Genomic DNA, 23,594 nt, shown 5'->3' on the forward strand with positions numbered 1-23,594 from the left:
GTTCTCCCCTTTTTTGTCGTCAGTTTAAAAACACGTCAGGCGGCGGAGGCCGCCTTGATCGCGGGTTCGAGATCGTTCCAGAGGGCTTCCGTGCCCTCCAGCCCGACATGCAGGCGCACCGAACGCGCGCTGATGCCGAAGGTGTGGGCGGAGTTTGGCTGCGCCTTCTGTTCGAGCACCACTTCGCCGGGGACGATAAGGCTTTCATGCCCGCCCCAGGAAACACCCAGTTTGAAAAGCTTGAGGCGGTCGGCAAAAGCGCGCACATCCACCCCTTCCTTGAAGATGAAGGAAAACAGGCCCGACGTGCCGTTAAGGCCGGGCGGCAGGCGGTTCGCCAGCCCCGGATGGCAGACTTTCTCCACTACATCCAGCGCCTGCAGGCGCGTTGCGATCTCAAGCGCCGAGGCCTGATGCGCCTTCATGCGCAGCGGCAGGGTGCGAAGCCCGCGAATGAGCAGCCAGGCATCGAAAGGCGACATCTTGCCGCCGAGATAGGGATAGGTCTCCGCCCGGATGCGGTCGATCATCGCCTTCGATCCCGCCACCACGCCGGAGACCACATCGCTGTGACCGCCGAGATATTTCGACGCCGAATGCACGACCAGATCGACGCCGAGCGAAATCGGCTGCTGGAAGACCGGGCTTGCCCAGGAATTGTCGATGACGATGACGGCACCATGCCGCTTGCCGATGGCCGCCAGCGCGCCGACATCATGCGCCTCCATCACCCAGCTCGTCGGGCTTTCCATGTAGAACAGCTTCGCGCCCGGCATCGCCTTTTCAACCGCCGCTTCATCACGGCCGTCGACATAGACCACCTCGATATTCATGCGCTGCATGAAGGCGCCGAACAGACGGAACGCATCGGGATAGACATGGCGAACGGCGACGATCCGGTCGCCCGGCGAAACGAAGGAGAGCACGGTGGAGGAAATGGCCGACATGCCGCTTGCAAAACCGAGCGCATCTTCGGCCCCTTCGAGCTTCGCCAGCATCTCCTCAAACAGCCGCACAGTGGGGTTCAGCCCGCGCGTATAGACCGGCCGCACCTTTTCGCCGCGATAGGTGGAAACCATTTCGTCATAGCTGGAAAAGGTGAAAAGCGAGGTCTGCACGATGGGCGGCACCACGGCCTCGAAGGCGTGGGCCTCGTCATGCGCAACGATAAATGAGGCGGGATCGAAGAGATCGTTGCCATGGTTCATTTCGACATGTCCTTGATATCCTCCTCGACGACGGCGAGGATTTTCAGTGTTTCTTCACGGGCGGTCTCCGCATCGCCGGCGGCGATGGCGTTGAACAGCGTGCGGTGAAAGGGGAAGGAGCGGCCGGCGAAATCCGGGCGGTCGAAGGGTTTCGACCAGAAACGTTCGAAACCTTCGCGCATCTGCTCCAGAAGCTGCTTGAACAGCGTATTGTGGGTGGCGTCGTAAATCGACAGATGGAAGGCAAGGTCGGCCTTGCCGGAGGTTCCCTCGGCCAGATGCACCCGCTCCATCTCATCAAGCCGCGCTTCCATCGTGGCGATATCATCTGCCGTGCGGCGGCGCGCAGCGGCCATGGAGGCCTCCACCTCGATGCCACGCCGCACTTCCAGCGTCATCAGCAGCGCATCACGCAGGCTTTCGGCATCGATGGAAATCGGCATATGCACGGTGGCGGCGGAAATCGGCTTCAGCAGATAATTGCCGCTGCCCTTGCGGCTGTCGATGACGCCGAGCGCCTGGAATTTACGGATGACTTCGCGGATGGTGGACCGCCCGACACCCAGCGCCGCCATAAGCTCCCGCTCGGCCGGCAGCCGCTCCCCGGCCTTCAGCCCGGCCCGCTCCACATAGTCGGAAAGCGCTGCCTCGACCTGGCGCACGCGGTCGCTCGGCGGAATGGGCTGCATCAGTTCCCGGCTGGACCTGTCCAAGACGTACCCTCTAAATTGGTCTGACATCTTACCATTTCAAAGGGTCGATCGATTGTCAACGGGCAACGCGAGACGTGCACCGGGAAGATCGCTGCCCATGCTCGTTCGTATTGGAGGTGCGGGGGGAAATTTCAGCGGATCGCAAAAAGGCGAAGATTGCCAGCACGACGTGGATGACAAAGGCCGAAAGCCTCTCTTTCGTCATGCTCGGGCCTGTCCCGAGCATCTGCTCCGTCTCGACTAAACGAGACGTGTGTGGATCCTCGGGACAGGCCCGAGCATGACGCCGCGTGCAGGGAAAGGTTCAACAAAAGGCAGAGGGTGGCCTTGAGCCACCCTCCTTTGATTCATTGAGCTCACGCAATTTACTGCGTCAGAACCGCTGCCTTGATGGTCTGGATATTGTGGTTGATCATGTCGATATAGGTCGCGGCCGGACCATCGGCGGTGGAAAGCGCGTCGGAATAGAGCGTGCCGCCAACCTTAAGGCCAGTTTCGCTGGCGATCTGGTCGATCAGTCGCTTGTCGGTGATGTTTTCGACGAAGATCGCCGATGCCTTGTCGTGTTTGACCTGATCCACGAGCTTGGCGACATCGGCGGCCGAAGCTTCGGATTCCGTTGAGATGCCCTCGGGCGCAAGGAAGTTCAGTCCATAAGCGTGCTCGAAATAACCGAAGGCATCATGTGAGGTGATGATGACGCGCTTTTCCGGCGGGATGGCGGCAATCTCGGTCTTCACCTTTTCATTCAGGGCGGCAAGCTTGGCGATATAGGCATCGGAATTGGCGGTGTATGTGGCGCAACCGGCCTTGTCGACTTCGCAAAATGCGCCGGCAATGTTCTTCACGTATATTTCGGCGTTCTTGATCGACTGCCAGGCATGCGGGTCGAATTCACCGTGGTGATGGTGACCTTCATGGCCGTGGTCGTGATCATGGGCCTCGGCGGTCTCCTGGCTGTGGCCGGCTTCTCCCGCCTTGTGGTCGTGGCCTTCCTCTTCTTCCGCTTCCGGATGGGCATGGCCGGCCGGTTCTTCGGAAAGCTTCAGCGGTTCGACACCCTTGGTCAGTTCAACGACAGGCGCCTTGGTGCCGCTGGTGTCGATCAGCCGTTTCAGGAAGCCTTCAAATTCCAGGCCATTGACCAGCACGACGCCAGCCTTGCTGACGGCAACGGCATCGGCCGGACGTGGCTCATAAACATGCGCATCGCCATCCGGACCGACCAGCGTCGTGATCTCGACGCGGTCACCGCCGACATTTTTGGCGAAATCGGCGATGATCGAGAAGCTGGCCACGACCTTTAATTCGGCGGCGGACGCCTGGGCCATCAGGACCGGGGAGAGGGTAAGAAGGCTTGCGCAGGTGGCAAGACGGAAGGTTCTGAACATGAAGGTTCTCCTTTTTTCGAACGCTGTTTTCAGGCCGTTCTGTGGCGGCCGGAACCGAGAAGATCGCCGAGCACGCCGCGCGTGCCGACGAGAATGGAAAGCGCGTAGATGACGCCCGCGGACAGGATGATCGCCGGGCCTGAGGGCAGCGACGCGTGATAGGACAGGATGAGGCCGGCAAAGCAGGACACCATGCCGATGCCGATCGAGATGAAGCACATGGGCGCCACGCGGTTGGACCAGAAACGGCTGGCAGCGGCGGGCAACATCATCAGGCCCACCGAAAGCAGCGTTCCGAGCGCCTGAAAGCCGCCGACCAGATTGAGCACGACGATGGCAAGGAAGAGGAAATGCACCGGGCTGCCCCAGTTGCTGACCGAGCGCAGGAACAGGGGATCGAGGCATTCCGCCAGAAGCGCCCGCCAGAAAGTGATCATCACCACCAGCGTCACGATGCAGATGCCGCTGATGAGGCCAAGCGCCTCGTTGTTCAGCGCCAGAACGGTGCCGAACAACACATGCATGAGATCGACGCTGGAGCCGCGCCATGAAACGAGCAGCACGCCAAGCGCCAGTGAAATCAGATAAAAGGCGGCAAGCGAGGCATCTTCCTTCTGGACGGTGAAACGCGATACCGCGCCGGCGCCCAGCGCCACCATAAGGCCGACCACCAGCCCGCCGATCGTCATCGGCAGGATTTCCAGCCCGTAAAACAGAAAGCCGACGGCCGCTCCCGGCAGGATGGCGTGCGACATGGCATCGCCCGTAAGGCTCATGCGGCGCAGCATCAGGAACACCCCGACCGGCCCGCAGCTGATGGCAAGGATCAAGGCGCCGGCAAGCGCCCGCTGCATGAAGACATATTGAACAAAGGGTTCGATGAAGAAATCAGCCATGGGCATTCGAATTTGCGTGGGAGTGGAGGTGGGAATGGGATGACGCCGCCCGCGGCCCGACATCGAGCGCATGGGTCGTTGGCGTATTGGTCACCAGCGCATCGCCCGGCGCACACCACGGTGCATTTTCCTCCCATGCCTCGTGGAAATGCCGCGCTTGGCGCATGTTCTCCGGCTTCAGGACATCGGCTGTCGGGCCGAGGCCCACGAGACGTCGCGCGAGGAACAGGGTCTGGGGAAAATGCTGTCGCACCAGCTGATGGTCGTGGAGGACGGCGAGCACCGTGCGCCCTTCCGCAACCCATGCCTTGATCAGCACCAGAAGATCGGTGACGGTGCGCTCATCGACGGCATTGAAGGGTTCATCCAGCAGGATCAACTGCGCATCCTGCAACATGGCGCGGGCAAACAGGGCACGTTGCATCTGGCCGCCGGAAAGCGAGTCGATATTGCGTTTTTCAAAACCGGAAAGCCCGACCGCTTCCATCACCCGCCCCATCGCCGCTTTGTCTTGGGAACGGTGACGACCAAGCAGGCCGCGTTTCGGCCAGAGACCCAGCGCAACGAGATCGCGCACCTGAGCCGGGAACGACCGGTCGAGTTCCGACTGCTGCGGCAGATAGGCGACGGAAATGCCTGAACTGATCCGGCATTCACCACCGAGTGGTTTCAAGATACCGGCGATACCCTTCATCAGCGTCGATTTTCCCGAGCCATTGGCGCCGACAACCGCCGTGAGCGATCCCTTGGTGATATCGCCATCCAGATGATGCACGGCTGCGCGGCCGGCATATCCAAGCGTCAGATTTGTGAAGGTGAGGCACGGATCGCTCATCGATCCCTCCTGGGCGGGGTTTCATTCGATGGCCCTTGATATGTAATGTTATTACATTCGTCAAACGAATATGTAATGAAATAACATTAACTATCGGAAAAGGTGAACTGTGCTCCACACTCGGCGTCACCCTCGGGCTTGACCCGAGGGTCCATGGCCACACCGGTTGTGGATCCTCGGGTCGAGCCCGAGGGTGACGTTGAGTGTGGAGAAGATGGCGCTTTTTACTTATCCGCGCGAGCAGCTGCCCGACCGACCCGGCACGCAATTTTTCTACCACCTGTTGACACAATGCATGCATGTAATGTTATTACGTTACATATCCAAAAACAATGTAGCAGTAAGCCGCATCGTTTTCAGATCGCCTGCGTGGCCGCCATGACGTCCACGCGACCGTTGCTATAAAACGAGGTCCCAATGTCGAAAAAACTCCCCGTCACCGTCCTCTCCGGCTTTTTAGGCGCTGGCAAAACCACCCTTCTCAACCACATCCTCGCCAATCGCGATGGCCTGCGCGTGGCGTTGATCGTCAACGATATGAGCGAAATCAATATCGATGCGGCGCTGGTGCGGGATGGCGGCGCCAATCTCTCGCGCACCGAGGAACAGCTGGTGGAAATGACCAATGGCTGCATCTGTTGCACACTGCGCGACGACCTCTTGACCGAGGTCCGTGCGCTCGCCGAACAGGGTCGCTTCGATTATCTGCTGATTGAATCCACCGGCATCGCCGAGCCGCTTCCCGTGGCCGCCACCTTCGATTTCCGTGACGAGAACGGCCGCAGCCTGTCGGATGTCGCGCAGCTGGATACGATGGTGACGGTGGTGGATGCCGCCAATCTCCTCAATGACTACGGTTCGTCCGATTTTCTGGCCGACCGGGGCGAAACGGCGGGTGATGGCGACAATCGCACCATCGTCGACCTTCTGGTCGAGCAGATCGAATTTGCCGATGTCGTCGTCCTCAACAAGATCGGCACCGCCACGCCCGAGGAGCGGGATGCGGCCCGCAAGATCATCGTCGGACTGAACCCGGATGCGAAACTCATCGAGGCGGATTTCGGCAGGGTGGAACTGAAGGAGGTGCTCGGCACCGGTCGCTTCGATTTCGCCAGGGCCGAAGAACATCCCCTGTGGTTCAAGGAACTGCACGGCTTCAAGGACCACATTCCCGAAACCGAGGAATATGGCATCCGTTCCTTCGTTTACCGCGCCAAAAAGCCATTCGACCCCGTGCTGTTCCAGCGCTTTATCGATCGCGCATGGCCGGGGGTGGTGCGCGCCAAGGGCTTCTTCTGGCTGGCGACACGGCCGCGTTATGTCGGCGAGATCAGCCAGGCGGGCGCATTGGTCCGCACCGGCAAGATGGGCCTCTGGTGGTCCGCCGTGCCGAAGGAGCAATGGCCGCGTGAAAAACAGTTTCTCGACATGATGAAGCCCTATCTCGACCCGGTCTTTGGTGACAGGCGACAGGAAATCGTCTTCATCGGTTCCGACCCGATGAGCGAGGCCCGCATCCGCGCCCAGCTCGACGCCTGCCTGATCGACACCGAAGCCTTCACGCCGGATGCGTGGCGGCACCTGCCGGACCCCTTCGCCAACTGGGACAGACAGGCCGCTTAACCGGGCCGGGGCGACGCACTGGACATCCGGTTCCCCCTGCCCCTCACCCGACAAAAAAAGAGCCGCATTACGCGGCTCTTATCCGGAGGCCCGCACGGATGCGGGCCTTTTTGTTTGGCCGGGTTCTTATCCCTGCGACGCCTCGACCTGCGGCACCACACCACGGCGCGACGCCATGAGCGATGCGCCGAGAAGCGCGGCAATCGCCACAAAGACGAAGACCATCGTCGCCCCCTGCAGATCGATCAGCAGGCCGCCCAGAACCGCGCCGCTGGAAATGGCGATCTGGAAGGTGGTGAGCAGCAGCGCACCGGCGCTTTCCGCCTCATCGGAAGCGACCCGGGTGATGAAGCTCTGGACGCTGACCGGAAGCGCGCCGAAGGCAAAACCCCAGGAAGCGATGGCGACACCCGCAACGACGGGAGATGCGCCGGCAATCACCAGAGTGGAGGCCGAAGCGGCAATCAGCGTGGCGGCGAAGGTCACCGCCCATGCCGTGTTCCTCTCGGCAAGGAAACCGCCGAACAGATTGCCGAAAAAGCCGCCGATACCATAGACCAGAAGAACGAGGGAAATCGCCTCAACGCCGAGCTGCGGCACGTCCTCCAGGAACGGGCGAACATAGGTGAAGCCGGCAAAGTGACCCGCAACGATGAACAGCGTCGTCAGGAGGCCGATCCGGACCTGCGGCCGCTGCAACAGCCGGAACATGGTGGAGAGACCGGGTGCGCCGGCCGGCGGCAGAGACGGAATGGTGAGCAGCTGCACGGCAAGTGCGATGACACCGAGCACACCTGCAACCACGAAGGCAGAACGCCAGCCGAGCGTCGCGCCGATCCACGCGCCCACAGGTGCGGCGCAGACGGTAGCGACCGAAACCCCCGTGAGGATGATGGCCATGGCGCGCGGCATCTTATCGAGCGGCACGAGTCTCAACGCCAGCGCCGCCGACATTGCCCAGAAACCGCCAAGGCCGATGCCGAGCAGAACGCGCGATGCGAACAGCATGAAAAGCCCGTTGGCAAAGGCGGCAAGCGTGCTGGAAATGATCAGCAGCGTGGTCAGCCCGAGAAGTGTCCAGCGGCGGTCGATGCCGCGTGTGCCAATGACGACACCGGGGCCGGCAACCGCCGCAACCAGCGCAGTGACGGTGATGGATTGCCCGGCAATACCGGAGCTGATGGCAAGATCTTGCGATAGCGGCGTCAGAAGGCTGACCGGCAGAAATTCCGCCGTCACCAGCCCGAAGACGCCGAGAGAAAGCGAAACCACGGCGGCCCACTTCGCATCCGGCTCTTTTCTGCGCGGCACATATTCGAGTTCGTTTATGGTCCGGTTATTCATGAAAATCTCCTGATGCGCATGGTCAGAATGCGCCCTGAAATGGAAAGGCAATAACGATGAAACCGCTGGGAGGCCGGTTCAGCGCCCGCAAATCGATGATCATAAGCTATGCGTGACATCCCGGCGTTTCCATGCTAGAAAATCCGTATTCCTTAACCAATCGTCCGAATTTGCGAGATGCCATGAATGATGCCCTGACGGAAATGCTGCGAGGTCTGAGGCTTGACGGCGTGGAATATGGCCGCTGCCGCATGGCCACCCCCTGGGCGACTGCCTTTCCCGAACAGGAAGCGGCGCGGTTTCATTTCATCGGTGTCGGCCAGGCGAAACTGCGAAAACCTTCCGGTGAATGGCTGATGCTGAAATGCGGCGATGCCGTGCTTCTGCCGCGCGGGCATGCCCATGTGCTTGCCAGCGGTGAGAATGTGACGCCCTCGCCCTTTGACCGTTTCGGCAAAAAGGAAGTCTGCCAGGGCATTTTCGACATGCAATGCGCCAGCGCCGGCGGCGATACCGTGGCCTTTACCGCTTCCATGCGTTTCAACATGGATAATCTGCACCCTCTGTTGCAGCTGATGCCGGATGTGATGTTGACCAGCGATCTGGCCAAAAGCGATCCGGCCATTCCCCACCTGCTGGAAGCCATGGCGCGCGAAGTGGAGCTGAACCGCGTCGGCGCCGGCGGCATTCTCGCAAGGCTTGCCGATGTGCTGACCGCGACCCTGATCCGCACCTGGGTGGAATATGGCTGCGGCGATTCCAGCGGCTGGCTGGCCGCCGTGCGCAATCCAGAACTCGGGCGGGTGCTGGCCGCCATCCACCTCAGCCCGGAAAAGGACTGGAGCGTGGAGGAGCTTGCCTCGCTGATGGGCGCATCCCGCTCCAGTTTCGCGGAACGTTTCACCCGCATAGTGGGTGAAAGCCCGGCCCGTTATGTGGTACGCGTGCGCATGCATCAGGCGCGGCTATGGCTGCGCGAAGGCATGCGCGTGACGCTGGCGGCGGAAAAGCTCGGTTACGATTCCGAAGCCTCCTTCAGCCGCGCCTTCAAACGGGTGCTCGGCGCGCCACCCAGCCAGTTCCGCCGGAAGGACGCGGCCGGGCTGGAGGATGCGGCTTAAAAGCTTCAGACAAAACGGGTAAGGATACTGTGTAAGAACAGATCCGCCTGAAGCGGAAGGGCGCCGTCCGGGGAGCATCCACCATGAGCATGGCCGACGACGCCCGTTTCTGGAACCGGTCAGCACGGAAATATGCGAAAGGCAGAATTTCAGACGAGGCTGGATATGCGCGCACGCTGGAGCGGACCCGCGCCCTGCTGAAACCCGACGACAGCATACTGGAACTGGGCTGCGGCACCGGGACAACGGCGATCCGGCTGGCAGGCGGCGTCAAAGACTATCTTGCGACGGATATTTCCGCCGCCATGATCGCAATCGCCGAGGAGAGAAAACAAGCCACCGGCTCTTTCCACAACCTCACCTTCAGCGTAACGACTGCGGAAGCGCTTGTGCCCGGCGACATGCAGTTCAACGCGGTGCTGGGTTTCAACTATCTTCATCTGGTCCGCGACCTGCCCGGCACGCTGCGGCACATTCACGCCCTGCTTGCCCCGCACGGCCTGCTCATCACCAAGACCCCTTGTGTCGGCGATATGAACCCGCTTATCCGCCTTATCCTGCCGGTGATGCGGGCAATCGGCAAGGCGCCCTATGCCGGCGTGTTCAACGCCGCCGAGCTTGGCCGGCATATAAGCGCCAGTGGTTTCGACATTCTGGCAACGGAAATTCACGCAACGAAGGGCCATGACAACCGCCCTTACATCGTGGCGCGCAAGAGGTGAGCCGAGCCGCCCTCTCAGTGGAAATTGCGCGAAATGACCTTTATCCGCTCGACCGCATCGTCATCATGGTCGGCGGGCGGCGGGCGTTTCCTGATGACGCGGTGATCATCCGGCGGCATGCCGTGATGGAACTCGTCACCACGCCCATGCGGCAGAGGAAAGGCGTGGTTGCGCTCGCCCACGCTTGCCAACGCCTCCGACAGATCGGTCAGCCGGTGGGCGACCAGATGCACCACCTCACCTTCCCGCTGGATCTTGCCGTAAATGCCGACCATGCCGGCGGACAGTACCACGCGGCGGTATTTTTCGAAGGTTTTGACCCACAGCACCGCATTGGCAATGCCCGTCTCGTCTTCCAGCGTCATGAAGATCACGCCCTTTGCCGAACCGGGGCGCTGGCGCACCAGCACCAGACCGGCCGTTTCCAGCCATGTGCCATCCCGAACGCGCACCGCCTCCGCACAGGTGACGATGCGGCGGCGGGAAAGATCGCGACGCAGGAAGGTCATGGGGTGTTCGCGCAGCGTCAGCCCCACATGGCCGTAATCCTGCACCACCTCGCCACCGTCAGTCATGGGGCGGAGCGCAACGGAGGGTTCCTGAAGCTCTTCGATAACGGCATTTTCCCTGATGGCAGCGGCGGCGAAAAGCGGCAGCGGCTCATCCCGCAAGGCCTTGATGGCCCACAGCGCCTCGCGTCTGGCAAGCGAAAGCGACGGCAGAAAGGCATCGGCTTCGGCGAGACAGACAAGGGCGGCGGCAGGAACGCCGGCCCTGCGCCACAGATCATCCACCGACGCAAACACCCGATCCTGCCGGCCGGCAACGATATTGGCGGCATGTTTGTTGGAAAGCCCCTTCACCAGACGCAGGCCAAGCCGCACGGCAAAACGCTCCTCACCCTTGCCATTCTTCTTGCCCGTAGGCTCCAGCGTACAATCGAAGCGGCTGTTATTGACGCAGACCGGGCGCACCTCGACGCCATGATCACGCGCATCACGCACGATCTGCGCCGGGGCGTAAAACCCCATCGGCTGCGAATTGAGAAGCGCGGTACAGAAAATATCGGGATGATGGCACTTCAGCCATGAAGAGGCGTAAGCAATCAGCGCGAAGGAAGCCGCATGGCTTTCGGGAAAACCATAACTGCCGAAGCCTTCCAGCTGCTTGAAGATGCGTTCGGCGAATTCCTGCTCATAACCGCGCTCCACCATGCCGTCGATCAGATCCTGCCTGAATTTGGAAATGGTGCCGACATTCTTGAAGGTTGCCATGGCGCGGCGCAACTGATCCGCCTTGCCGGGTGAAAATCCGGCGCATTCGATGGCGACGCGCATAGCCTGTTCCTGAAACAGCGGCACGCCCAGTGTCTTGCCGAGCACGCCTCTCAGCTCCTCTTTGGGATAATGTTCCGCCTCTTTTTTGTCACGACGTCGCAAATATGGATGTACCATATCACCCTGAATGGGGCCGGGGCGAACAATGGCGACCTGAATGACGAGGTCATAGAATTTTGCGGGCTTCAGGCGTGGCAGCATCGACATCTGCGCCCGGCTTTCAATCTGGAAGGTGCCAAGCGTATCGGCCTTCTGGATCATTTTGAAGGTTGCCGCATCATCATCCGGCATGGAAGTGAGATCGTATTTCTCCCCATACCGCTCCTCCAGCATGTTGAAGCCGCGCTTCATGCAGGAAAGCATGCCAAGTGCCAGGCAATCCATCTTCATGAACTTCACGACATCGATATCGTCCTTGTCCCATTCGATGATCTGGCGATCATCCATGGCGGCGGGTTCGATCGGCACCAGCTCGTCCAGCCGGTCATGGGTCAGAACGAAGCCGCCCGGATGCTGGCTGTGATGGCGCGGTGTGCCGACAAGCTGGTTGGCCAGCTCGAAAGCGAGTTGCAGGCGGCGATCCTCCATATTGAGGTTCAGTTCCTTCACCTGCTTTTCACCCACCCCCTCGCTCCAGCGCCAGACCTGCGACGAGAGGAGTTTCGTCAAGTCTTCCGGCAGGCCCAGAACCTTGCCGACATCGCGCAACGCCCCACGCCCGCGATAACGGGTGACGACCGAACACAGTGCGGCCTTGTCGCGACCATAGGTATCATAAACCCACTGGATGACCTCCTCACGCCGCTGATGTTCGAAATCCACATCGATGTCAGGCGGTTCGCGCCGTTCTTCCGAAACGAAACGTTCAAACAGAAGATCGACCTTGAGGGGATCAATGGCGGTGATGCCGAGCACGTAGCAGACAACCGAATTGGCTGCCGAGCCGCGTCCCTGGCAGAGAATATCCAATGAGCGCGCATGGCGAACAATGGCGTTCACCGTCAGGAAATAGGGGGCATATTCCAGCCTTCCGATCAGGCCAAGTTCATGATGCAGCGCCCTTTCTACCTTTTCCGGCGCACCATGCGGATAACGATCCGGCACCGCTTCCCAGACCATCTTCTCCAGCGCCTGCTGCGCCGTCAGCCCCGGCAGGGTGCGTTCCTCTGGATATTGGTAGACCAGTTCCTTCAGCGAAAATTTGCAGCGTTTCGCAATTTCAAGGCTGCGGGAGAGCGCTTCAGGGTAACGGGCAAACAGCCGGTGCATCTCTTCCGGCGGTTTCATATAGCGGTCGGCATGGCGCTCGCGCCGGAAACCCGCCTCGTCGATGGTGCAATTGTGCCGGATGCAGGTGACGACATCCTGCAGCATGCGCCGCTCGGGCACATGAAACAGCACGTCATTGGTCACCACGGTCGGCACACCCGCGGCTAATGCCATGTTCGAGAGTTCGAAAAGCCGCATCTGGTCGTTGGGGCGTCTTCGGAGGCTGAGTGCCATATAGGCCCTGTCGGCAAAAGCAGCTTTGAGACGTCGCAGCCGCAGTGCGCAGAGATCATCCGCGAGGTCAGCGAGCAACACGACAATCAGGCCTTCGCCATAGGTCACGAGATCATCCCATGCCAGCCGGCATTTGCCCTTGCCACCCCTTTTCTTGCCGACGGAAAGCAGCCGGCAAAGCCGCCCGTAAGCCGGGCGATCCATGGGGTAGACGAGCACGGAAAAATCGTCATCCAGATCGAGCCGGCAGCCGATGATGAGGCGGATACCATGATTATTGGCGGCTTCATAAGCGCGGGGAATGCCCGCAAGGCTGTTGCGGTCGGCAATGCCGAGCGCCTCGATGCCGAGATTTTTGGCCTGTTCGAAAAGCTCTTCACAGGAACTCGCTCCGCGCAGGAAGGAAAAATGCGTGGTCACCTGCAATTCGGCATAATGCGGCGCGCTCATGCGAAAACCCCGTGGATGAACCAGCCCTGCGAGCCCGTTTCGGCATGTTCGCCGTCACCGGAGCGGAAAATCCAGAAGCGCTCGCCGCTTTCGTTTTCCACCATGAAATAATCGCGCACGGCGGCTTTTTCCCGGTCGCGTTTCCACCATTCGCCGAACACCCGCTCCGGCCCGTCGGCGCGGCGCACATTGTGGCGCACGCCTTTCCAGAGGAAATAACGCGGCGGATGGTCCGGCAGCAGCGCCAGCGTCTCGATGGGTTCCGGCCTTGCAAACAGCCTGACCGGGCGTGGCCAGTGGCCGGGCCAGCCGAGCGTATCCTCAGGCGCAAGCGCCGCAACTGAAGCAAGGGAGCGTTCCGGCACATCGCTTGCCACCGCCGCATAACGATAGACCTTATGACCACGATTGAGGATGACATCGACCGTATCGGCGATGTCCGCACGGCCTTCCTCCAGAAGCGAGGATCGGGCCTGCGCGGCGACAAGCGGCTCGGTATGGGTGGCGGTCAGCACCATCATCTCGATGCCGAAACCGGGATCGATGGTGTCGATACGATCAGTCAGAAGCCGGACAAGCTGTTTGACATCGCGCACCGGTCTGGAGGTGCCGGCCCGCACCGCCTGCAGGCCGCTATCCACCCGGTGCAGCACCAGATCGACACGGCGCGCGCCGAGGCCGCGCCTTTCCAGCGCGGCGCAAAGGCCTATAACCAGCTTTTGGCTATAACGGGCAATCGTCTCCGCCGCAGCAATCGGCTCGGGAAATGCGCGCCGCACCTCCACCAGTTCAGCCACCCGCACCGGTTCGATGGGTTCGCCGATCTCCCCGAGCGCCTGGGAAAGACGGCGGACGAGCTCGGGGCCGAAACGCAGGGTCAGCGGCGCGCGCGGGGCTTCGGCAAGCTCGCCGATGCTGCGAAAACCGAGCACCTTCAGCCCGGAAACGATGCGTTCCTCCAGCCTGAGCGCAGCAAGCGGCAAGCCGCTGATCGCCGCACGCTGCCCGCCCGGCGGCACGATGCTGATCGCCTCACGGCTAAAACGCGCCAGCGCATGGGCCGCGCCCCAGCTATCGGCAATGGCGGCGCGGGCGGCAAAGCCTGCGGCATGCAGGCGGTTGACCATGCCGCTCAGCATCAGCGTCTCATTGCCGTGCAGATGGTCCGCACCCGCCGTGTCCAGCACCAGCCCGTCCGGCGGGTCGGCAGCGACGATGGGGGCATAGATGCGCAGGAAATGAAAGGCCAGCTGCTGCAGGGCGCGGGCATCACCAGCCGTATCCATATCTTCCACGAGAAGACCCGGCACCAGCGCCTGCGCCTTGCTGACCGGCGTGCCCGGCCGGATACCCGCCGCCTTTGCCGCCTTGTCGAGCGCCAGCACCAGCCGGCGGCTGCCCTGACGACCAATCATGACCAGCGGCTTTTCAACCGGCGGCGCGTCCTTGCCCGAAAGACGCCGGAAACGATCCGTCGGCCATGTCGGCAGGTAGAGCGAGACGACCCTTTGCATCACAGGCTTCCACTTCAAATTCGGCACTTTCGCCGCCGCGACATCGCAAAAGCTCCAGCAACCAGCGCGGCCTGCCCACCCCCGGCACCGGCAGGGGTGATGAAGGCCGCACGGAAATGCGCCAGCGGGTCACCGCCGCCGTCGGCTCACCGAACAGCGCCGCATCGGCCGCACGCCGGAAGCGGCGGATGGCGATGCCGGTAACCCCTGAGGTTTCCGCTGCCAGTTGCAGCCGCCGCGAGGCATTCATCGGCAGTTTCGCCAATTCGCCCATCACCGCGCCGAAACCATTGCAGCGCAAACCCTCCTCAAAACAGTCGAGCACGCCTTTCTCATCGCGGCATTCAACGATGATGAGCCGGTTCTGCGACAGGCCGGCCTGTGTCAGGCCCGGCATGAACAGATCCCGCCGGGTGACACACCATAAAACCTTGCCGGAAAGCCGTGCCGCCACACCGGCTGCAAACAACGCTGCCGCCGCACCATCGGCAGCGCCATTGCCGCCGCCGCTCACCTCATGCAGGCAACCGAGCTTCAGCCCGCCTCCCGGCAGGTGATGGTCGATGGCATCCACGCCGAAAGGCAAGCTCTCGTGCAGGCGATGAGGGCCGTTACCGATCCTTTCCAGCCTTTCACGCAGCTCTTCGACAACGAGCAACTGGTCCGCGCGCTTTTGCATGGCATGACGGGTTTCAATTCCGGATTTTTAATCTTACTGTTCTTGTTTTGTTCCTATTTCAGCAAAGAGTCAAGCAACAGGCTGCCGCTCATCAACAGTTTGCATGGGAAGAGAAGATTCAGCCCTTGCAGCGCTTCGTCCCGCCGTTAAAACGGAATTGTCCGCTCGCTGCCGTTCTTCTTGCGAGAACCAATGCGCCACGGACATCAGGGTTTTGGAGGAAACCGCCGATGATCGCCAGCATTCTGATTGCCGTGGTTGCGGCCATCCATATTTACATCGTCATTCTGGAAACGCTGCTGTGGGAAAAACCAACCGGCCGCAAGGCCTTTGGCCTCTCGGCGGATTTCGCCCGGCAGACAAAAGTCCTTGCCGCCAATCAGGGGCTTTATAACGGATTTCTGGCAGCCGGGCTGATCTATGGGCTCATGCAGGGCGATACCGGGCTGAGCTTCAAGGTCTTCTTCCTCACCTGCGTTCTGGTGGCCGGTATTTTCGGCGCCGTTACCGCCAATACCATGAAGATCCTGTTCATTCAGGCACTGCCCGCCCTTTTGGCGCTTGGCGCGCTCTGGATTGGAGTATGAACCGATGACCGCATGGAATGACAGCCGCGCCAAAGACGCCCTCAACCGGATTTTCCTGGCGGCAGTCGCAAGTGCCGATCCGGCAAAGGTGCTGCAACACCACCTTCCCTCCCCGCCCAAAGGCCGCTGCGTGGTGGTTGGGGCCGGCAAAGCCTCGGCCGCCATGGCCGCAGCGCTCGAAGCGGCATGGCCGCATGTCGATCTTTCCGGCGTGGTGGTGACCCGGTATGGCCATGCCGTTCCGACCAGTCGCATCGAAATCATCGAGGCCTCGCATCCCGTGCCTGACGACAGGAGCGCGGAAGCCGCAAAACGCATTCTCGCCGCCGTTGAGGGCCTGACCGCCGACGACATGGTCATCGCGCTGATTTCCGGCGGTGGTTCGGCGCTGATGGTCGCCCCCGCCGAAGGCATGACGCTTGCCGACAAGATGGCCGTCAATCGTGCCCTTTTGACCAGCGGTGCGACGATTTCCGAAATGAACGCCGTGCGCAAGCACCTCTCCCGCATCAAGGGCGGGCGGCTGGCGCTGGCCGCCAAACCGGCCAAGGTCGTATCGCTGCTGATTTCCGATGTACCGGGCGACGACCCCTCCGAGATCGCCTCCGGCCCGACGGTTGCCGATCCAAGCGACATTGAAACCGTGCGGGAAATCGTCTCGCGTTATGAGCTCGATCTTCCCGAAACCGTACGCAAGGTATTGGAAAAGGGCGAGGAGACACCGAAGGCCGGCGATATCGATGAGGATGTCAGGATGATCGCCGCCCCCTCGCTTGCCCTGCAGGCGGCGGCGGAAGAGGCGGTGAAGCTCGGCCTTACGCCGCTTATCCTCGGCGATTCCCTTGAAGGCGAATCCAGGGATGTCGGTGCCGTCATGGCCGGCATCGCCCTTTCCGCCAGCCGCAAGGGCCTGCCGGTCAAAGGCCCGGCCGTGCTGCTTTCCGGCGGCGAAACCACTGTCACGCTGAACAGGGGAGTTGGCGGCAAGGGACCGGCCGGCAAGGGCGGCCGCAATACGGAGTTCCTGCTGAGCCTTGCGCTGACGCTGAAGGGTGCAGACGGCATCTGGGCCATTGCGGGCGACAGCGACGGCATAGACGGCGTGGAGGATGCGGCGGGTGCCGTGGTGACACCGGATACGCTTGCCCGCATGCGGGCTGCCGGTGTCGATCCGCGCCAGTCGCTCGTAAACCACGACAGCTATACCGCTTTCAAAGGGGTCGGTGATCTCGTGGTGACGGGGCCGACGCTGACCAATGTGAATGATATCCGGGCGATTTTGATCGGCTGAAATCGGCAGCGTTCGAGGCCATCAGCTGCGTCCATCCTCAGGCAAGACCATTTTGACTATATTCTCGGAGAGGTATAACCTGAGGGCATGTCCTTTGGAGCCTCAGCCATGCGTTCTGGAGTGCTCATAGCCGGGCTGATCATGGCCCTCATGCCCACCTTGGCGGATGCTCACAATTGCAAATGCCGAAATCGCGGCACCATGTTCGAACTCGGCCAGACATCCTGCCTGAAGGTTGATGGCGGCTCCTATCTCGCGCGCTGCGAGATGAAGCTCAACGTCTCGTCCTGGACCAAGGTTCAGGACGGCTGCCCCGTAACACAACGGATGCCGCAGCAGTCGACACGCATCAATTGATTGTCGTCTTATGCCCCTGCCCGAAGTGCAAATAGCGGCGCGTTCTGCCCTTCGACCATGATGGTGATGTCTTCAGCGGCCACGGGCTTCGAAAACAGGTAACCCTGCAACTCATCGCAGCCGCACAGATGCAGGATGGCGGCCTGTTCCTCGGTCTCGATGCCTTCCGCCGTCACCGGAATATCGAGCGATTTGGCCAGCGCCACGGTTGCCTGCAGCATTTCCAGCGACCTGCCGCCGTGTTCCAGCGCCATGACCAGCGAGCGGTCGATCTTCATCCGGTCGAACCCGAAGCGGCGCAGATATCCGACGCTTGCAAATCCAGCGCCGAAATCATCAAGCGCAATATGCAGGCCAAGCTGTTTCAGCTTGTCGATTGCAGCACTTGCCCGCTCCGGATGCTGGATGAAATAACCTTCCGTCATTTCCAAGCGCAACCTTTCGGATGGCGTCTGCGTGGCCGCGAGAATATCCGCCACATAACCGGAAAAGGCGGGATTGCGGAATTGCACCGGGGAAATGTTGACCGATAACTTGATGGACGGCCATTGCTGCGCCGTCTCGCAGGCCTTGTGCAGGACGAGAAGGCCGAGCCGGTCGATAAGGCCGCTGGTTTCGGCAGCGGCAATGAAGATATCCGGCGGCACGAAACCATATCCCGGCCGCTGCCAGCGGGCCAGCGCCTCCACCCCGGTGATGCAGCGCGTGGCAGCGCTGACGACCGGCTGGTAGACCACCTGTATCTCGTCGTTGAGGATGGCGGAGCGAAGATCGGCTTCGAGCTGCAGCTTTTCCTCGCGCAGCGCATCCATCTTCAGCTCATAGGAAACGTAACGCCCGCGCCCGTTCTCCTTGGCCTGATACATGGCCATATCGGCACGGCGCAGCAATTCCTCGCCATTGATATCACCGGCACGGGAGACCGAAGTGCCGATGCTGCAGCCGATGCTCGCCACCCTTTCACCGATGCTGAAAGGTTCGGTGAAAAGTTCAAGCAGCGCCAGACACAGCTTGCGGCCTTCCGACCAGACATCGTTGCCCTGAATGGCGATGGCGAATTCATCGCCGCCGAGCCGCGCCAGCACCGCGCCTTCCGGCATCAGCACCCGAAGCGCCGCCGCCACGCCCTTGATCAGCCGGTCACCGGCAGCATGGCCGTAGGAATCATTGATTTCCTTGAAACCGTCGAGATCGAGGTAGAGCAGCTTGATATCGGTCTTGTCGTGACGGGCCTTGCCAACCATGCGGTTCAATTTGGCAAACAGGCCGGCGCGGTTGCTGAGCCCGCTCAGGCGGTCGCGCAGCGCCTCTTCCCTTGCCGCCGCCTCATCCGCCTTCAGCCGGTCAAGCGTGGCCGAGCCGATGATGAGAAGCACCAGAAAGAACGTGCCGGCAATACCGAGCGCGGTGAAAACGATCGGCCTTGCCTCGCTGAAGCTGACATCGCCCGGCAGGTGCGAACGCCAGGCGAGCCGGGCCAGCACATTGCCCAGCGGATTGACGATATCCACATGGTTCTCCACCGGTCCATCACCATATTGCAGTTCCAGGCCGTCGATGACGTAGTTGCGGGCAAGCTTGTCCACGGTCGCCTGCCGGAGATGGCGGGCGAAAATCAGATAGCGCCGCTCAGCGCCAACCGGTGGAAGAACGCCCGATTTGAGCCGCACCAGCGCCACGCCGGCGGCGGCGATACCGTCTTCGGTCTTCACGAAACCCGTGACCTGCGAAGCAATGCCGGGACGCATGGCCTGCACGCGTTCAATCATCTCTCTCAGGCCACTACCAAAATAGATGTCATGCGCCCATTTGACCGGCTTGCCGTTCTGATAGGCCATGCGAATCCTGCCATCCTCATCGAGAATAACGGCGGTGTCGAAAAGCTCGTTGTTGACCGTCATGTCGCCGTAATTGCTGGCTACCCAGTCGAACCTGTCAGGCGCATAGACATATTCGGCGGCGTCGTCCCAGGCGGCGTAGTCATTCAGCGTAGCGCCAAGCTGCTCGCGGAAGGTGACCAGAGCGCCCGCCGTGGTCTCGCGTGAGCGGGCATTGTCAAGCAGGTTCGCCTTTTCCCGGACCTGGCTGAGGGCGGACAGCACCAGCGCGGTGACGATGAGAAGCACCAGCGCAAAGGTGGACAATACGATGCCGACGGCGGTTCTGCGCCCGACCGGCAAATATTCCCCAATGTTTCGCGGCGCAATCCGCATAAATTCCCCTTCGAAAGCATCATCTTGCGAAGGAAACATTCAAAAGCCGTTAAACGGCATTGTGACGCCGCCCCAAAAAGATACGGGTATAAAACGACAGTCTGGCCACGAAGCTGAAAAATCCTTCCCTAAAATGGCGGGGGTTTTTCATGAAAGACGGATTTCCCGCCCAAAGGAAAAGAAAAAACCTCCCCCGCGAACGGGAGAGGCCAGAACTTTTGCACTTGCGAACCGGATTACCAGGACGGGATGACCGTGCCGTTGTACTTTTCCAGAATGAAGGCCTTCACTTCCGGGCTGTGGTAGGATTCCACCAGCGTCTTCACCCAGGGCTTGTCCTTGTCCTGCGCACGGACGGCGATGATGTTGGCGTAAGGGGACTTCTCGCTTTCGACGGCGATGGCGTCCTTCTTCGGGTTCAGGCCGGCAGCCGTCGCATAGTTGGTGTTGATGACCGAAGCGTCGGTGTCGTCAAGCGAACGCGGCAGCTGGGCGGCGTCAAGCTCGACGATCTGGATGTTCTTCGGGTTTTCGGTGATGTCGGCAGGCGTTACCTTCAGGCCGGCCTCTTCCTTGACCTTGAGCACACCCTTGGAAGCGAGAACCAGCAGCGCACGGCCGCCATTGGTCGGGTCGTTCGGGATGCCGATGGTCGCGCCGTCCTTCAGCTCGTCAAGGTTCTTCACCTTCTTGGAATAAACGCCCATCGGGGTGGTGATGGTGGTGCCGACGCTGACGAGATCGAACTTGCGGTCAGCGATCTGGTTGTCGAGGTAAGGCTGGTGCTGGAAGGAATTGGCCTGCAACTCGCCATCGTTCAGCGCCTGGTTCGGCACGACATAGTCGGAGAATTCGATGATATCGATATCGAGGCCCTTGGCGGCTGCGATCTTCTTCACCTGTTCCATGATCTGCGCGTGCTCGGCGGGGGTGACGCCGATCTTGATGGTCTCGGCCAGCGCCTGACCGGCGGTGAAGAGGGCGGCGAGCGAAGCCGCGAGGATGAGTTTTTTCATGGGTGTCTCCTTGGGTTGTTATTATAAACGCAGTTAATTCTTGCGGGTCCGCTTGTCGAAGCTGCGCGCCAGCCGGTCACCGGCGCTCTGCACCAGCTGCACCAGCACGATGAGCACCAGAACCACCGCCAGCATCACGTCGGGCATGAAGCGCTGGTAGCCATAGCGGATGCCGAGATCGCCCAACCCGCCGCCGCCGACCGCGCCGACCATGGCCGAATAACCGATGAGGCTGACCAGGGTGAGCGTGAGCGCCAGCGTGATGCCGGGCTTGGCTTCGGCGAGCAGAACCTTGGTGACGATCTGCAGCGGGGTAGCGCCCATGGCGCGGGCAGCCTCGATGAGACCCTTGTCCACCTCGCGGATTGCCGCTTCCACCAGCCTTGCAATGAAGGGCACGGTCGCGACCGTCAGCGGCACGATGGCCGCATTGGTGCCGATCGACGTGCCGGCGACGAGACGGGTGAAGGGAATGATCGCCACGACAAGAATGATGAAGGGGGTGGAGCGCGCCGCATTCACGATGAGGCCGAGGATGCGGTTGGTCATCGGGGCGGGAAACAGTTCGCCCTTGCCGCTGGTGGCGAGGAAAACGCCCATGGGCACGCCCATGATGGAGCCGACGATGCCGGCGACCGCGACCATGTGCATGGTCTGTAGCAGGCCCTTCAGCAGAAGGTTGAAGATCATATCAGGCGACATAACCGAGCACCTCCGTGTGAAGACCGGTTTCCGCATAAAAGCGGCCGGCGCGGGCCGTGACGTCAGCCGAAGCCGGATAGGAGACAACGAGCGAGCCAAAGGGTTCGCCGGAAATTTCCTCGATGGTGCCGGCGAGAATGTTCACGTCGGGGCCGATTTCAGCGACCAGACGGGCCGTCAGCGGCTGGAACGCCGTTTCGCCGAAGAAGACGAGACGCACCAGAACGCGATCGCCTTCCGCCGCCTGCGGCTTCAGACCCGAAGTGACCCAGTGCGGCAGCTTCACGCCGACCGAGGACGACAGCAGGCTGCGGGTCGTCTCGTGTTTCGGCGCGGTGAAGATGTCGAAGGTCGTGCCTTCCTCGACGATCAGGCCCCTGTCGATGACAGCCACCTGCGAGGCGATGGTCTTTACCACTTCCATTTCGTGGGTGATGAGCAGCACGGTCAGGCCAAGTTCGGCATTGATGCGCTTGAGGAGTTCGAGAATGGACTGCGTCGTTTCCGGGTCAAGCGCCGAGGTCGCCTCGTCGGAGAGGAGCAGCTTCGGCTGGGTGGCAAGCGCGCGGGCAATGCCGACACGCTGCTTCTGGCCACCGGAGAGTTCGGCCGGATAACGCCTCGCCTTGTCGGAGAGCCCGACGAGATCAAGCAGCGGTCCAACGCGGGTCTCGATTTCCCTTTTGCCCATGCCTGATATTTCGAGCGGCAGCGCCACATTGTCGAAAGCGGTGCGCGACGACAAAAGGTTGAAGTGCTGGAAGATCATGCCGACCGAGCGGCGCAGCGTGCGCAGGCTCTTTTCATCCAGCGCCGCGACATCGACGCCATCGACGACCACACGGCCGGACGAGGGTTTTTCAAGGCCGTTGGCGAGGCGGATGAGCGTCGACTTACCGGCACCGGAGCGGCCAATAATGCCGGTGATCGAGCCTTTCGGCACGACGTAATCGATACCGGCAAGAGCTGCGAAGCCGGGCTTGCCGTCGGCGCCGCCGAATGTCTTGGTCACGCCTTCGAACGTGACCATCGGGTCGTTGACCGCCCGCTCCGGGGCCGCCTGTGGCCGGGTCGCGGGCGGTGCCGCGGATGATAGAAAACTCATTGTAAACTCTGGGAAAACGCGTGACGGATCGGGTCTCAAAAAATCCTGTTGCGGCACGAAACCGCTCTCTTCATGCAGCCTAGGGGCACATTCGATAACAGCTGATTTTCCGGGTCATTTCGTCAGGCTTTCACTCAGAAATGCCGGGGATCGGCAATTCGATGGCGCATACTTGCCCGCACGCGCCACCTTTTAACAGGGATGTTTTTTCAATTATCTGAAAAGAGAGAAAAAATCTACCGCAAAGCCGCCTTGGCGACCCTGCGGCAGTCAAGATTTCGCGACGATATGAAAATCACACGCGGCTGGTGAATTCCGCAAGCGGGCGGCGCACCTTTTTCAGGTTCACCAGCCAGTCGCCATCGGGCTGGCGATAACCCAGCGGCAGGATGGTAACGGAGCGCAGACCCTTTTCTCGCAGGCCCAGAATTTCATCGAGCTTCGCCGGATCAAAACCTTCCATCGGGGTGGAATCCACACCCTCGAAAGCGGCCTGCGCCACCGCCATGCCGAAACCGATATAGGCCTGACGGGCGGCATGTTCGAAATTCACCTGCTGGTCGCGCTGCGGATAAGAGGTAAGAAGCATCTGACGATAGGCTTCCCAGCCTTCATTCTTGATGCCGCGTTCTTCATTGACCAGATCGAACATGTGGTTGATCCGCTCTTCGGTGTAGTTGTCCCACGCCGCAAATACCAGCAGATGCGAGCCTTCGGTCACCTGCGCCTGGTTCCAGGCGATTTCACGGATCTTTGCGCGCACGTCAGGATCGGTGACGACGATCACCTCGAAGGGCTGAAGACCGCTGGAGGTGGGCGCCAGCCGCGCCGCCTCGACAATGCGCTCGACCTTGTCTTCGGACACCGTCTTGGAAGGGTCCATTTTCTTGGTGGCATAACGCCAGTTGAGTTTTTCGATAAGCATGTTCGTTTTCCCTTGGGAGGACCAGCCCGCCCTGCCCCTTGGGTGACAGAACGGGCGCTACG

At 61.1% G+C, this 23,594-nt stretch carries 20 protein-coding genes; 6 read left to right on the top strand and 14 right to left on the bottom strand.

Annotation, left to right across the window (positions count from 1 at the left end):
- Positions 1-35 precede the first annotated feature (35 nt).
- From CFBP6623_RS15955 to aztA, 5 genes are all read right to left on the bottom strand, one after another.
- Positions 36-1,208 carry a PLP-dependent transferase gene (locus tag CFBP6623_RS15955; RefSeq protein ID WP_046800887.1) on the bottom strand — a complete coding sequence of 391 codons (1,173 nt, stop codon included), beginning with the start codon at positions 1,206-1,208 and terminating at the stop codon, positions 36-38.
- The gene (locus CFBP6623_RS15960; protein ID WP_046800886.1) at positions 1,205-1,897 is read right to left on the bottom strand and encodes a FadR/GntR family transcriptional regulator; all 693 of its coding nucleotides are present in this window, start codon (positions 1,895-1,897) and stop codon (positions 1,205-1,207) included. Before CFBP6623_RS15960 ends, CFBP6623_RS15955 begins: the two co-directional genes overlap by 4 nt.
- Positions 1,898-2,286: 389 nt before the next feature.
- Positions 2,287-3,312, bottom strand: a complete 1,026-nt coding sequence (aztC, locus tag CFBP6623_RS15965; protein WP_046800885.1) for a zinc ABC transporter substrate-binding protein AztC — start codon at positions 3,310-3,312, stop codon at positions 2,287-2,289.
- Positions 3,313-3,341: 29 nt separating this feature from the next.
- Positions 3,342-4,208: a zinc ABC transporter permease AztB gene (aztB, locus tag CFBP6623_RS15970; protein ID WP_046801100.1), complete on the bottom strand. Its 867-nt coding sequence runs from the start codon at positions 4,206-4,208 to the stop codon at positions 3,342-3,344.
- On the bottom strand, positions 4,201-5,043 hold the full coding sequence (gene aztA, locus CFBP6623_RS15975; protein ID WP_046800884.1) for a zinc ABC transporter ATP-binding protein AztA: 843 nt from the start codon (positions 5,041-5,043) through the stop codon (positions 4,201-4,203). Before aztA ends, aztB begins: the two co-directional genes overlap by 8 nt.
- Before the next feature lie 417 nt (positions 5,044-5,460).
- Here aztA and zigA point away from each other — a divergent pair, with 417 nt between their 5' ends.
- Positions 5,461-6,666 (top strand): zinc metallochaperone GTPase ZigA, encoded by a 1,206-nt coding sequence (zigA, locus tag CFBP6623_RS15980; RefSeq protein ID WP_046800883.1) that lies wholly within the window; start codon positions 5,461-5,463, stop codon positions 6,664-6,666.
- A gap of 126 nt (positions 6,667-6,792) precedes the next feature.
- On the opposite strand, the gene CFBP6623_RS15985 is transcribed toward zigA, so the two are convergent.
- Positions 6,793-8,010 (bottom strand): MFS transporter, encoded by a 1,218-nt coding sequence (locus CFBP6623_RS15985; RefSeq protein WP_046800882.1) that lies wholly within the window; start codon positions 8,008-8,010, stop codon positions 6,793-6,795.
- A 182-nt stretch (positions 8,011-8,192) separates the two neighbouring features.
- Here CFBP6623_RS15985 and CFBP6623_RS15990 point away from each other — a divergent pair, with 182 nt between their 5' ends.
- Entirely contained in the window at positions 8,193-9,131 is a 939-nt protein-coding gene (locus CFBP6623_RS15990) for an AraC family transcriptional regulator (RefSeq protein ID WP_046800881.1), read from the top strand.
- Between the two features lie 83 nt (positions 9,132-9,214).
- The gene (locus CFBP6623_RS15995) at positions 9,215-9,853 is read left to right on the top strand and encodes a class I SAM-dependent methyltransferase (RefSeq protein WP_046800880.1); all 639 of its coding nucleotides are present in this window, start codon (positions 9,215-9,217) and stop codon (positions 9,851-9,853) included.
- Positions 9,854-9,867: 14 nt separating this feature from the next.
- On the opposite strand, the gene CFBP6623_RS16000 is transcribed toward CFBP6623_RS15995, so the two are convergent.
- The 3 genes from CFBP6623_RS16000 to CFBP6623_RS16010 are packed head-to-tail and all read right to left on the bottom strand — an operon-like array spanning position 9,868 to position 15,336.
- Positions 9,868-13,143, bottom strand: coding sequence for an error-prone DNA polymerase (locus CFBP6623_RS16000; protein ID WP_046800879.1), 3,276 nt, complete (start codon positions 13,141-13,143; stop codon positions 9,868-9,870).
- Positions 13,140-14,657 carry a Y-family DNA polymerase gene (locus CFBP6623_RS16005; protein WP_046800878.1) on the bottom strand — a complete coding sequence of 506 codons (1,518 nt, stop codon included), beginning with the start codon at positions 14,655-14,657 and terminating at the stop codon, positions 13,140-13,142. The genes CFBP6623_RS16000 and CFBP6623_RS16005 overlap by 4 nt, the downstream gene beginning before the upstream one ends.
- Positions 14,572-15,336 carry an ImuA family protein gene (locus CFBP6623_RS16010; RefSeq protein WP_062654461.1) on the bottom strand — a complete coding sequence of 255 codons (765 nt, stop codon included), beginning with the start codon at positions 15,334-15,336 and terminating at the stop codon, positions 14,572-14,574. Before CFBP6623_RS16010 ends, CFBP6623_RS16005 begins: the two co-directional genes overlap by 86 nt.
- Before the next feature lie 230 nt (positions 15,337-15,566).
- Here CFBP6623_RS16010 and CFBP6623_RS16015 point away from each other — a divergent pair, with 230 nt between their 5' ends.
- The 3 genes from CFBP6623_RS16015 to CFBP6623_RS16025 all read left to right on the top strand — a co-directional run bounded on the left by CFBP6623_RS16015 (position 15,567) and on the right by CFBP6623_RS16025 (position 17,571).
- Positions 15,567-15,923: a DUF1304 domain-containing protein gene (locus tag CFBP6623_RS16015; protein ID WP_046800876.1), complete on the top strand. Its 357-nt coding sequence runs from the start codon at positions 15,567-15,569 to the stop codon at positions 15,921-15,923.
- 4 nt (positions 15,924-15,927) lie between these two features.
- Positions 15,928-17,214, top strand: coding sequence for a glycerate kinase type-2 family protein (locus tag CFBP6623_RS16020; protein ID WP_046800875.1), 1,287 nt, complete (start codon positions 15,928-15,930; stop codon positions 17,212-17,214).
- Positions 17,215-17,322: 108 nt separating this feature from the next.
- The gene (locus CFBP6623_RS16025) at positions 17,323-17,571 is read left to right on the top strand and encodes a hypothetical protein (RefSeq protein WP_046801099.1); all 249 of its coding nucleotides are present in this window, start codon (positions 17,323-17,325) and stop codon (positions 17,569-17,571) included.
- Positions 17,572-17,579: 8 nt separating this feature from the next.
- Here CFBP6623_RS16025 and CFBP6623_RS16030 read toward each other — a convergent pair whose 3' ends face one another.
- The 5 genes from CFBP6623_RS16030 to CFBP6623_RS16050 form a co-directional block, all read right to left on the bottom strand.
- Positions 17,580-19,823: a putative bifunctional diguanylate cyclase/phosphodiesterase gene (locus tag CFBP6623_RS16030; protein ID WP_046800874.1), complete on the bottom strand. Its 2,244-nt coding sequence runs from the start codon at positions 19,821-19,823 to the stop codon at positions 17,580-17,582.
- Between the two features lie 197 nt (positions 19,824-20,020).
- Complete coding sequence (locus CFBP6623_RS16035; RefSeq protein WP_046800873.1) at positions 20,021-20,800, bottom strand: MetQ/NlpA family ABC transporter substrate-binding protein; 780 nt, start codon at positions 20,798-20,800, stop codon at positions 20,021-20,023.
- Between the two features lie 33 nt (positions 20,801-20,833).
- Positions 20,834-21,502 (bottom strand): methionine ABC transporter permease, encoded by a 669-nt coding sequence (locus tag CFBP6623_RS16040; RefSeq protein ID WP_080842771.1) that lies wholly within the window; start codon positions 21,500-21,502, stop codon positions 20,834-20,836.
- Complete coding sequence (locus CFBP6623_RS16045; RefSeq protein ID WP_046800871.1) at positions 21,492-22,532, bottom strand: methionine ABC transporter ATP-binding protein; 1,041 nt, start codon at positions 22,530-22,532, stop codon at positions 21,492-21,494. The genes CFBP6623_RS16040 and CFBP6623_RS16045 overlap by 11 nt, the downstream gene beginning before the upstream one ends.
- 370 nt (positions 22,533-22,902) lie before the next feature.
- Positions 22,903-23,532, bottom strand: coding sequence for an NAD(P)H-dependent oxidoreductase (locus CFBP6623_RS16050; RefSeq protein WP_046800870.1), 630 nt, complete (start codon positions 23,530-23,532; stop codon positions 22,903-22,905).
- Positions 23,533-23,594 lie beyond the last annotated feature (62 nt).

The sequence above is a fragment of the Agrobacterium tumefaciens genome, from assembly GCF_005221385.1.
In the GTDB taxonomy this organism is placed as follows: Bacteria; Pseudomonadota; Alphaproteobacteria; order Rhizobiales; family Rhizobiaceae; genus Agrobacterium; species Agrobacterium tomkonis.